Consider the following 12268-nt stretch of genomic DNA (forward strand, 5'->3'; position numbering starts at 1 on the left):
GATCTTTACTATTGCGGAATGATAGATCCTTCGATGTTCACAGGTGCAATCGTCAGGTTATCTAGATTCAATTTCTCAATGGTTTGACCATTTTTCTTAACGATCACAATTTTACCAACACGGATTTGATCAGCAAAAAGACTTGTCATTGGAATACTTACCAGCGATGTTTTCTGAATTGCAGATACACTAGGACCGTCCCCGAATTTGGTTACAGCATATACCAGCTCTTTCCCTGATTCCGATGTATATTCTCTAATATAGTCCGCACTCGTCGTATCATTTGCTTTGAAGAAAATATCTTTGTTCATTAGAGTGCCTGGTAGATTAAAAGTATGTGTACCGTAAAGCAAATGAACCTCTACAGCATAAATATCTTTAATTGCAGTAAAGTCGATGTTCAAATAATAAAAATTCGATGGAACCGTAGCTGCACCTACATTCGGCCCATCCGTAGCGGGTTGTCCTTCAGGATTAAAGGCCAAAGTACTCAAGGTAATTGCCGCTGGAGTTGGTTGCGGGTCAGGATCTGATGGATTTGATGGGCCTGATGGTTCCGATGGTACCGACGGCTTTGCAGGCTCTTCCTCAGGTTTTTTCCCGTTAGCAATTTCCTCTTTTGCGGTATCGAACGCCTTTTTCTCTTGCTCTGTTAAACTAGCCTTCAATTTCGCTTCCGCCTCAGCTTTCGCCTTCGCTTCAGCAGCTAACTTTTCTTCAGCAATTTTTTTCTTTTCTTCCTCTAGTTTCTTCAAAGCATCAGCAAGCTTTTGCTTAGCAGTTGCTTCCGCTTTTTCCTTTTCAAGCTTACTTTTCAACTTCGCTTCTTCAAGCTTCTTCAACTCTTCTTGCTTCTTTTTCTCTAGTTCCGGATCCACACCTGCCGTTTTATCCAGCGGCTTAACTTTAGATAAATCCAACTTCTTATCCGTTGAATCGATTTTTTTATTGACTTCAGCAATAATCGCGTCTACCGTTTTTTGATCTAGCTTCTTATCAGCAATAGCTTGTTTAGCTACGTTACCGATTAGATTGTCTAAGTTTTGTTTCACTTTATCGAGATCAGACTGATTTTTAATACTCAAAGTATTTTTATCACCCGTAAACGATCCATCTGCAATTTCCTTTTGCTTTTTCGCAATAAACTCATCGTTTTCTTTATCTATTTCTGCTTTATTGAGTATTAATTCTTTAATAATTTCTGGCGAAGCATTTTTAATAAAATCCTCTAAATCGAAAAATTCCACTTTCAAATCCAGATCATTGGTTTCATCTCTTGAATCCAAGGAAATTTCTTGAGTTGGGTTCACGTATGTAATCGTTGTAGTTTGTGTCTCATCCGAATTGGACGTTACCGTCGAAGCGGATACTCTACCTGATCCAACAGCCATTTTGGTTTTACCAGAAACAGGATCAACTGAAACGTAGAATTGCGTTCCGCGTACCCCCATTACCGCCGTTGGTGTTTCAACTTCAAATTCATCATCCGCGCCAGCCAATGATTTAACTTTGACCCACATGGAACCTGCCCAAACTTTCAGCTTGGATTTCTTATTTCCGTTCGCAGAGTTGAGGTCTGATACGTTGAGTTCCGCGTTGTCACCTAATGTAACATCAGCGTCTCCACTTGCTAAGTTAAGTGTTACCGAGGAGCTATCTCCTGTATAAACGGTATCGCCTTGGTTTAAGCTCATACTCTCATACGCATCATACGTTTTGGAGCCGCCGCCTTTTTTAATCGTGACGTCTCCAGACAATGCTGAAATAATAGCAACCCGGACCGTTTTCGCATCCACGGGTTTTACCAACAGCACAGAAACTAAACTAAACACTAAGCTAAAACTTAATAAGACTGATATAAATGATTTCTTGGTCATTCCCACTCCGCATGCCTCCCAGCAATTCTATTTCAAATGTCCGATAACTTCATAAACAGCAACCGGTTTTTCTTTCCCTTTTACTTTAATTTCACCAATGGATTCGATCTCAAAAAGACCTTTGACACGCTCATACGTCTGTTCACTAATTAAAATCTGCCCTGGCTTCGCATTAGATTCTAGTCGTGCTGATAAATTAACCGTGTCTCCAATGGCAGTATAGTCCAACCTCAGATCTTCAGATCCGATGTTACCAACAACCGCAGGACCACTATTAATACCTAATCCGAATTTCACACCGATACCATAATTCTTAATCAATTTCTGCTCGAGAATATCGGCTTGAGACTTCATCTCAATAGCAGCACGTACGGCCATTTCAGGATGATTCTCATATTCAATCGGTGCACCAAACATCGCCATAACGCCATCACCAATGAATTTATCTAACGTACCATTGAACTTAAAGATTGCTTTCGTACAAACATCTAAATATTCATTTAACACCTGAATAACCTGCTCAGGCTCTAGTCGTTCCGACATCGGTGTAAATCCGCGAATATCCACAAATATCAATGAAATATCCTTACGGCTTCCGCCAAGCTTCACATCTTCACCTGACTGCAGAAGCTCATCAACAACGGTCTTGGAAACGAATCGACCGAAAATACCAGTAACCCGATTCCGTTCTTTTCGTTCTTCTAAATAATGGCTAACTAATGACCAAACATAGATCGTTACTAGTGCAAATTGAGGATACACCAATGGTAAGAACATAGAACCAATACTATAGAATCCTAACCATACAAGACCATATACCACGAAGATGCCTAGGAAAATAAATAGTGCGGTCTTCCCGTTGAACTTTTCAAATAGAAATATAGCCAACAATGAAATAAGTAGAATAATCGCGATACCAGCCGATTTCGAAGCATCTTTAAAGAAAACACTTTCTAATAGGGTTTGAATCATATTGGCATGAATTTCAATCCCGAACATCTTGACTGAGGAGATCGGTGTTGGGTATTCATCCTGCATGGCCGTAACAAAAGGACCCACGAGCACAATACTACCCTTTAGCGGCAGTGCTTTTGTACTATTAAGTACATCAACAAAGGATAGCAACTCATAACCTGTCGTCGCATCAACCTTTTGTCTTGGTTGTGTGAAGAACTCTGTTGTTACTTGATTTCTATCGTTCGTTGGTACGATTTCATTTCCACGTTTCCATTCTCCAGTAGCTGAATCACGCTTTACCTTTTCATTTTCATCTAAAACTAAATTCGCAAGAGCGACACTGAATGCTGGTATGTAAGCACCTTTCTCATCAGGCAAACCGACAGGAAGTTTACGAGCTTTGCCATCCTTATCAACAAATACATTGATATGGGCCATTTGATCTCTTTTGGTAGTTAGGGTTGAGGAGGGATAATCAATTCGCTCAGGAACTAGTTCGCCTGCTGACTGTTGTTTGGAGGGATAATTAATTTGAACTGGCAAAATAATATTGGAATACTTCGCTAGCACGTCAGCTAATGCTTTATCGTCTGCTGGATTCTTCGATGGCTCAGCAAGCACAACGTCGATCCCAATAGCAGCTGCACCTGATTGTTCTAATTTCTCTATGACTTGCGCATATGTACTTCGATCCCACGGAAACTTCCCGATGGCAGAAAGGGATTTTTCATCAATTTTAACAATCTTAATTCGATCATCCGGCTGACGCTCATCCACCGACTTAGCACCACGCAAAATATCTTGGAGAGGACCCTCGACAAAATAAAATAAACCGCTGGAGTTCACTGTGTAGAAATATGTCGAAAACACCATTAATAAGAGTCCTACTACTAAAGTCTTAATCCATTTCTTCTTACCCATATAATCCTCCCCGAGTTTACTAGTTTCATTGTAAGATGCTAGCTGCGAATTGGCAATAAATTGTTACAAATTTCACATTTATTCAACAAAAAAAGAGCCCGTTCCTTCTCAGGAAACGAGCTCTTTCGACATTCCGTGGTATTTCCACAAAAATGATTTTGTAATTATGATTAGCTAAAAGGTGAATCCGCAACTTTAATGGAGTCAGTTGGGCAGCCATCTTGAGCATCTTGTAGATCATCATATAGATCATCAGGAATCTCAGTAACCCCTTTGTTTCCATCACCTTCAAAAATCACTTCTGCCAAACCTTCATCATCGTAATCATAGATATCTGGAGCTGTAGCTCCGCAAGCGCCGCAAGCGATGCACGTATCTTTATCAACAAATGTATACTTAGCCATGTTTTCTACTCCTCCTCTAATTATCCTCATTGTAAAATATAATATAAATACGGACAAAGTTCAAACCTTAAAATTGACAATTCATGAAATACTGCTCAATAAAGTCTGCAATACCACGGATATCATTCAAATTGAAGTGTGGAAGCATGAAATCATCTTCTAGAATTGTTAGGTCTGTCGCAACTGCAATCAGGCTTTCCGCCAATCCTTTAAGCAATTCTTTTTGTTCTATTGTACGATAAACCCCAATCTTTGGATGCTTTTCCCTCTTGAACCCTTCAATAAAAATATAATCAAGATGGGCGTACGCTACTAACTGCTCTTCCAAACTCGGTGTTTCCCTCTTCTCATAAATGTGTACCCCATTTGGAGAAAGTGTAACCACAACGTCGGCACCCGTCTCGACAAAGATGGTGGAATCAGCACCTTGCGCTTCCTTATAGTGTCCATGGGCATCATGTTTCATTACAGCGATCCGATGGCCGCGATGTTTCATTTCAACAATAAGCTTAGCTACTAAAGTCGTTTTCCCACTATTGGAAAATCCAGCGAAGCCCAAACAATGAGCCATGATCCTCACTCTCCTGAGTCTGTATGCAGAGGATTATTTCGCAAATGATCCATTTGCAAGGACGTCCCTCTTACTTTGTGATTTCGAATTAAGGAAGATGGGTCATCACTCATCATTCCTGCCGTAAGAATCACACCTTCTCCAAATTTATCACGCAGACCATCCATCACGCGATTCAGATTCTCCCTGCGAGGCTGCTTCTCATAATCAAATAAATCAAGTTGTACGTAAGATTCTTCTTTGGCAATCAGATTCTGCAAGGTGATTCCGAGGAGCCTAACAGGATTGCCGTCTTCCCATTGATGATCATACAATTGACAGGAGGTTCGATAAATATCATCCATATGTTCCGTCGGAGTTGGTAAGGTAAGCGATCTCGTAATCGTCCTCATATCAGGATCTCGGATCGTAATCTGAATTGTCGAAGTCATGAGCCCCTGCTTACGAAGCCTCCTCGCTACTTGATCGGCTAAATTAAGCAGAACACGATGAATTTCGGTACGATCCGTATAATCCCGCGGCAAAGTCGTTGTGTGTCCAATGGACTTACTCTGCTCTTGCTCCGGATTGACAACAGAAGGATCAATCCCGTTGGCCGAGCGCTTCAAGTGCGCACCCATGACGCCAAAGTGCTTGCTTAACAGCGCATCATCCGCAATAGCCAATTGCCCTAACGTTAGGATGCCAAGCTTCGTAAGCTTCTCCGCAGTTTTTCTCCCAATGCCATATAAATACTGACACGGCTTATCCCAGAAAACGGTCGGCACATCACGAAGTCGCAATACCGTAATCCCATTAGGCTTCTTCATATCAGATCCCATTTTGGCTAGCAACTTATTCGGCGCGACACCAATCGAACATGGTAATTTCAACTCTTGCAGAATTCTTCCTTGAATACTATTTGCGATGTCTAGTGGCGTACCAAATTGTTTGGAACCAGTGATATCTACAAAACATTCATCAATAGACATAGATTCTACCATCGGTGAATATCCATAGACTATCTGCATAAACCGCCTCGAGAAATTTCGATAGAGATCAAAGTCAGGTTTGATTAAAATGAGATCAGGACATATCTTCAACGCTTGCCTAACTTGCATGCCCGTCTTGATCCCTAGCTTTCGCGCTGCATATGATGAAGTAACAACGATCCCCTTACGCAGCTCTACACTACCAGCAACAGCAAGAGGCTTTCCCTTGTATAAGTCAGGCTCTACAGCTTCATGAACCGAACAATAGAATGCATTCATATCAATATGTAAAATGACTCTGCCTTGCTTGGGATAATGATGCTCTACGGACACCATATTCACTACCTCCCAGTATGATTGAATCAGATTTCAGAGCCGTCTACTCGAGTGAAACACAACCAACCTGAGTTGTCAAAAAAATAATCATTCAAGCTGACGCGATTTTACGTTATGATGTCTTTAGCTGTACATTTATGTTATAATCGTAAATTATACATTAGCGCTTTAAAGCAAGCGAAACTACTCACATCAATTTCACCGAAGTCACTTTGCTAGCTTTTGAAGGAGGAACCCATGCCAACATCAGTCAAAATCTTCGATACCACCCTACGAGACGGAACCCAAGGAGAAGGTATCTCCCTATCCGTAGAGGATAAAATCAAAATTGCCCGTAAGCTCGATGAGCTCGGGGTTCATTATATTGAAGGCGGATGGCCGGGCAGCAACAGCAAAGATATTGAATTCTTTGAGCGGGCACGTACGATGACTTTCACAAATGCGAAAATTACTGCTTTTGGTAGCACAAGACGGAAAGATTCTCTTGCTTCAGATGACATTAACTTGAATAGACTCGTGGAATCCGGCGCGCAAGTCGCCACGATTTTCGGTAAGTCATGGGACTTTCATGTAACGACAGCTATTCAAACAACGCTAGAAGAGAATTTGAACATGATTTATGACTCCGTACTCTTTTTGAAAAGCAGTGGTATGGAAGTCATTTATGATGCCGAGCATTTCTTCGATGGTTACAAGAACAATCCAGAATATGCACTGCAAACAATTAAGAAGGCACAAGATGCTGGCGCGGATTGGATTACGCTTTGTGATACGAATGGCGGATCGTTACCTAACGAAATTACGGCTATCGTGACGACAGTTACGCAACATGTCTCCACACCAGTAGGCATACACGCTCACAATGATTGTGAATTAGGCGTTGCAAACTCTTTAGCTGCCGTACAAGCTGGGGCCAGACAAGTCCAAGGGACTATTAATGGCTATGGGGAGCGTTGTGGAAATGCTAACCTAAGCTCCATTATCCCCAACTTACAATTGAAACTAGGTTATGATGTCATCTCTCCTGATCAATTGAAGTCACTTACATCCGTTTCGAGATACATCAGTGAAATCGCCAACATGCATATGCCTGTTAACCAGCCTTATGTTGGTAACGCAGCATTCGCACACAAAGGCGGCATCCATGTCTCCGCGATCCTCAAGGATGCAAGTACGTATGAGCATACGAAACCTGAGTATGTAGGAAACAAACAACGCGTGCTTGTTTCCGAGCTTGCTGGTCAAAGCAACGTATTGGTCAAGGCCCAGGAGCTTAAATTAGATTTCAACAAAGAACACCAAAAAACCAAAGAGATCATCGAGAAAATTAAAGATATGGAACATCAAGGCTATCAATTCGAAGGCGCAGATGCTACGCTTGAGCTTCTGTTGCGTGAAGCCTTTGAAGGTCTTGAGGAAATTTTCACCTTAGAATCATTCAAGATGCTCGTTGAGAAAACAGCCAATCATTCTGTTGTCTCAGAAGCTATCGTCAAAGTGAAAGTACATGGCGAAACCATCTATACCGCGGCTGAAGGTAATGGTCCTGTCAATGCACTTGATAACGCCTTGCGGAAAGCACTCATTCAATACTATCCGGACATCAAGAATGTTCATCTTTCGGATTATAAAGTACGCGTATTGGATGAGAAAGATGCAACAGCTGGCAAGGTTCGCGTGCTTATGGAATCCACTGACTTTAACACGACATGGAACACACTCGGTGTTTCCAGCAACATTATAGAAGCTAGTTGGTATGCACTTGTTGACAGCTTACGTTATGCCCTCATTAGCAGAAAACGCGTGGAGCCAGCTAACAAAGAGCAACAAGAACGATTAGGTCTAGTCAACCATTGATCTTTATACGAAAAAGCTGCAAGAGCGGGAAGTCCTCTCTTGCAGCTTTTTTGTCATTCTTCCTTCAGAAGACTCGCCATCTTCTTGTCGAGCTCCTTCGGTGAAAGCACATGAATAATTTCCCTGATCACGCCATTTTTATCAATAAGAAAGCTTGTAGGAATAGCGATCACGTTATAGGTATCGGCATTCGTCCCTTGTTTATCGAGCAGCACGGGAAACGGATACTGATAGGTGTCCACGAATTTTTTAATATTGTCCATTTTATCCCCGGGCGTCACATTCACCGCATAAAGATCGAATTTCCCCTCATATTTCTTATACAAATTCACAAGATCAGGCGCTTCTTCCTCACAAGGACCACACCAGGATGCCCAGAAGTTGACAAACATTGGCTTTTCACGAGGCCCGCCTACCGAATAGTCCTTCCCATCCAACCCTTGTAAGGTAAATGATGGAGCTAAGAAATTCACCTTTGCCGCTTGCTCACTTGGCATCAGGGTTTGTTTATCTTCATTACGTACATTCTGATAAATCGCAAAGCCCGCCAATAAAACGACGAAAGCGATCACGATGAGATTCTTCTTCACAGTATCAACCTCCACTCCCTCTATATTATCTCCAAATTAGCGAAAATTCCAACATCACAATCCTGAAGTATGCTTTCACCCTATTAGGGAAAAGTAAACGTACTCTTTGCAATGAAAGGAACTAGTGAAATGAAACAAGCTGCCGCGAAAACGAGAGGTAAAAAACCGCTCAATAAAATGAGAATTTACGAGCATGAAGAAGAAGCCGCATCTAATAATAAAAAGACAAACACGGACGAGAAAGGAAGCGTTTGGCAGTACCTCGCACTTGCCTCCATCCCCTTGGTGCTTGTCCTTGGCAATTCTATGCTTGTCCCGATTCTGCCAGATTTGCAAGAGAAAATGAACATCTCACGCTTTCAAAGTTCACTCATCATCACTTTATTTTCACTGACCGCAGGACTTATCATTCCGATATCCGGTTATTTATCTGATCACTTCACACGCAAGAGTGTTATCATCCCCTCGCTTATCATATACGGTGCCGCAGGGGTTCTAGCAGGGCTTGGCGCCGTTTGGAACTCTTATCCTATACTTATAGCTTCCAGAGCTATACAAGGCCTCGGAGCCGCGGGTACAGCCCCTATTGCCATGGCACTTGTTGGCGATATTTACAAGGGACCCAAGGCCAGCAAAGCCCTCGGACTCATTGAAGCCTCCAACGGAATCGGCAAAGTTGTGAGTCCTATTCTTGGTTCTCTATTAGCGCTAATTATTTGGTTTGCACCTTTTTTTGCTTTTCCACTTTTTTGTTTACTCGCTCTGCTAGCTGTTATTTTCATGATCAAAGAACCCGCCAAAGAGAAAGAAGCTGAACCACTTAAGCTCTATTTGAAGCAAATTAGAACCATTCTCAAAAGTAAAGGTCATTGGCTAATTCCCGCCTTTATTGCTGGTTCGATCACCTTATTCATATTATTCGGCGTGCTTTTCTACCTCTCACAGATTTTGGAAGAAAAACCCTACAACATTGAAGGCGTACGCAAAGGCCTTATCCTTGCAATCCCGTTACTCTGCCTCGTCATTACCTCTTATACTACAGGTGCGAAAATCAAACAAAATGGCAAGCTCATGCGCTGGCTCATGAATATCGGACTTATAACCATGGTTGTATCCCTTGCCTTGGCTACATTTCTAAACGGGAACCTGTATGTCTTTATTGGCTTATTGTCGCTCAGCGGGATAGGGACAGGACTCCTGCTCCCATGCCTAAACACACTCATTACCGGATCGGTAGAGCGTGAGCAACGCGGGATGATTACTTCCCTCTATAATAGCTTACGATTTATTGGAGTCGCCTTCGGTCCTCCACTATTCGGTTGGCTCATGAGCATCTCACATAAGACACTCTTTATTACGGTCGCCTCTTTATCACTTATTATGTTAGCCTTGGTGTTTTTCTTCATCAAACCCAAAGCAGAATTACAAAAACAAACATGATATACTAACCTCATATCCATGCCATGTGAGGGAGTGAACGCAAGTGAGCATACATTTATCTAAAAAATCATATGACGAAATGATCTCACACAGTATACGCTCACTCCCTAACGAAGCATGTGGCATCCTTATACAGGAAGCTTCTTTCTCATCGACAGATGAGTTACATATCCACACTTTTATCCCTCTTCCTAATCACGCGGCGCATCCAACACAGCAATTCGTCATCCATCCCATCGACATGATTCCCTACCTAACAGATCAACGTTGTACGATCGTCGGGATTTTTCATTCCCACCCCACAGCCGCATCAACCCCCTCTACCGAGGACCTCTTAACGCTCTGGCACACCATTCCCACCTACTGGATCCTTTCCCTGCAACACGAAGAGAAACCTGACCTCAAGGTCTATTCCCTAAAAAAAACCACCACTACCGCATATCACAAACTTTCGTTTGTCATCGGTCAATGATGGCTTAATAAAGCATATAAATCACCTAATGTGTCTACATCTCTCGCTCTTATTTCTTCCATAAATCTGGACCATAATTGCGCTGTCATAAGGGCATCTTCCAGAGCATGATGTCTCACGGTAACCGGGATGTCGTAAGCATGCAGTAGAGAATCTAAACCCAGATTTTTTCGTTTGGGCATGAGCCATTTTGCAATCATCATAATATCTAAAACCCGATGGGATAAGCTAACTTTTGACGTACGCCACAAGGCCGAGTTCAAAAAACTTTTATCATGTCCAATAGCATGAGCCACTAAGATTTTCTGCTGAACAAATTCTAAAAAATCACTTAAAACGCCGATTAAATCAGGTGCGTCGCCAGCCATTTCGTTCGTAATACCCGTTAACTTTATGATTTCATCTGGAATTTTACGTTTGGGGTTCACCATTTTATAGAAGGTATCTTGCGTCTGCACTTCACCACCAATAACAGAGACAGCGCCGAACGAGATAATTTCGTCACCATTATATGGAGAAAAGCCTGTCGTTTCAAGATCAAACACCACGATCTCCATCGCGTGCAGAGGAATTTCAAACAAAGAATCTTTTCGTTGCTCTTTCAGCATCGACCGAATAAAGGCCATTTGTTGCGCACTTTGCGCATCAAACATCGAGGTTAAAGCTGGCGTTAAACCACCCATCTTATATAAATGCCACATACGACCTGCCGGACGCATATCCTTCACGCGAGTCACCTCTCCCTGCCAATGAAACGTGATTTCCGATTCCGATAGTTCTAACCTTTTTCTCTCTCTATGTGTGAGCCTATGGATTTACCGACATACTTCTGTAACTGTATTCCCGTTCGTAAACATTGCTTTAATTGCATGCGAATCTCTTTGTTAAGTTGATCTGCCGTAAGTTTACCTCTTGTCGTATATTTCTCTTCATCTAATTGGAAAGGCGTGCTATCTCTTAATTTTAAAGCGATAGAAAAAGCCATTTCCCAATCATTGGCTAGCCCTTCGGATACAATCCCCTTCATCTTTAACTGCTTAATTCGTTCAATCGTAGAAGTGGCCAAAATTCCTGCTTGAATAGCAAGCAGCCGAATCCCATTGACAATCGGAATATAAGCACCATATTTGATATCAAATCCGCCTGCATCTTCACCGTAACGTTCTGTAATTAAATGACTGAATATACCCAACGAAATTTTGTGATGCAACGTGTTCGACAATAAATATTTCAAAAGTCCCGGATGTTCCTGAACATAATCAAGAAACGATTGTTTCAACTTCGTCACTAATAGCTCTGAACCGTAGATACAACGCATATCCGCCAGAATGAGAAGATAGCGCACATTTTCCCAATCAGGTTCCTTAAACCAGCCGATCATCATATCCTTATATCCTTGCAGCGACTTTCGCCATTGCGGATTACTGGATATGACATTCCCTTCACAAGGAGGATAACCCAACACATCCAAACCGCGAATGATATATGAGGCAAGCATATCGAAATAAAGATCTAATTCATCTTGGGTATGCGTTTCACTATCACCATAAATGAGTCCGTTGTCCTGATCACTCCACAGCGTCTGTTCTCTCCTGCCACCACTGCCTAATAAGATAAAAGCATACGCAACAGGCGGCTTACCGTATCCTTCATCCTCAAGCAAATGTTCAGCAATCTGAGTCGTTCTTTGAATCAACGCGTCATGCACTTGATTGATTTGCTGCCCTAATTCAGATGTATAGGAAAAAAGGAGATGCTCCCGAAACATCTCATGCACCTGATCTCTGGTTATTCGCATCTCTTCGAATTGCTCCGACTGATAAATGCGTTCCAGGATCCGTTCCATTGAGAGATGATTCATGTTGCATCCCC

Annotated in this window: 11 protein-coding genes; 3 read left to right on the forward strand and 8 right to left on the reverse strand. The window is 42.1% G+C overall.

Annotation, left to right across the window (positions count from 1 at the left end; translation table 11 throughout):
* Window positions 1–8: 8 nt before the first annotated feature.
* The 5 genes from ASL11_RS16190 to ASL11_RS16210 form a co-directional block, all read right to left on the reverse strand.
* On the reverse strand, window positions 9–1877 hold the full coding sequence (locus ASL11_RS16190; RefSeq protein WP_235550495.1) for a FecR family protein: 1869 nt from the start codon (window positions 1875–1877) through the stop codon (window positions 9–11).
* 27 nt (window positions 1878–1904) lie between these two features.
* On the reverse strand, window positions 1905–3755 hold the full coding sequence (locus ASL11_RS16195; RefSeq protein ID WP_056616260.1) for an adenylate/guanylate cyclase domain-containing protein: 1851 nt from the start codon (window positions 3753–3755) through the stop codon (window positions 1905–1907).
* 170 nt (window positions 3756–3925) lie between these two features.
* The gene (locus tag ASL11_RS16200; protein WP_056616262.1) at window positions 3926–4159 is read right to left on the reverse strand and encodes a ferredoxin; all 234 of its coding nucleotides are present in this window, start codon (window positions 4157–4159) and stop codon (window positions 3926–3928) included.
* Window positions 4160–4226: 67 nt separating this feature from the next.
* Entirely contained in the window at window positions 4227–4730 is a 504-nt protein-coding gene (gene mobB, locus ASL11_RS16205) for a molybdopterin-guanine dinucleotide biosynthesis protein B (RefSeq protein WP_056616267.1), read from the reverse strand.
* 5 nt (window positions 4731–4735) lie between these two features.
* Entirely contained in the window at window positions 4736–6037 is a 1302-nt protein-coding gene (locus ASL11_RS16210) for a DNA polymerase IV (RefSeq protein WP_056616270.1), read from the reverse strand.
* 237 nt (window positions 6038–6274) lie between these two features.
* Between ASL11_RS16210 and cimA the strand changes: the two genes are divergently transcribed.
* A complete protein-coding gene (cimA, locus tag ASL11_RS16215; RefSeq protein WP_056616274.1) occupies window positions 6275–7894 on the forward strand; it encodes a citramalate synthase in 1620 nt (539 codons plus the stop codon).
* 53 nt (window positions 7895–7947) lie between these two features.
* Here the strand turns inward: cimA and ASL11_RS16220 are convergent, their stop codons facing one another.
* Window positions 7948–8484 carry a TlpA family protein disulfide reductase gene (locus ASL11_RS16220; RefSeq protein ID WP_063795584.1) on the reverse strand — a complete coding sequence of 179 codons (537 nt, stop codon included), beginning with the start codon at window positions 8482–8484 and terminating at the stop codon, window positions 7948–7950.
* Window positions 8485–8613: 129 nt separating this feature from the next.
* On the opposite strand from ASL11_RS16220, the gene ASL11_RS16225 reads away from it, so the two are divergent.
* The gene (locus ASL11_RS16225) at window positions 8614–9924 is read left to right on the forward strand and encodes an MFS transporter (protein WP_056616277.1); all 1311 of its coding nucleotides are present in this window, start codon (window positions 8614–8616) and stop codon (window positions 9922–9924) included.
* 43 nt (window positions 9925–9967) lie between these two features.
* Window positions 9968–10396, forward strand: a complete 429-nt coding sequence (locus tag ASL11_RS16230) for a Mov34/MPN/PAD-1 family protein (protein WP_056616280.1) — start codon at window positions 9968–9970, stop codon at window positions 10394–10396.
* Here the strand turns inward: ASL11_RS16230 and ASL11_RS16235 are convergent.
* Both ASL11_RS16235 and ASL11_RS16240 read right to left on the reverse strand, forming a co-directional pair.
* A complete protein-coding gene (locus ASL11_RS16235; protein ID WP_056616283.1) occupies window positions 10390–11124 on the reverse strand; it encodes an exonuclease domain-containing protein in 735 nt (244 codons plus the stop codon). The genes ASL11_RS16230 and ASL11_RS16235 overlap by 7 nt on opposite strands.
* 50 nt (window positions 11125–11174) lie before the next feature.
* A complete protein-coding gene (locus tag ASL11_RS16240) occupies window positions 11175–12257 on the reverse strand; it encodes a DUF294 nucleotidyltransferase-like domain-containing protein (protein ID WP_056616286.1) in 1083 nt (360 codons plus the stop codon).
* Between the last annotated feature and the right edge of the window lie 11 nt (window positions 12258–12268).

This window comes from Paenibacillus sp. Soil750 (assembly GCF_001428045.1).
GTDB lineage: Bacteria > Bacillota > Bacilli > Paenibacillales > NBRC-103111 > Paenibacillus_E > Paenibacillus_E allorhizoplanae.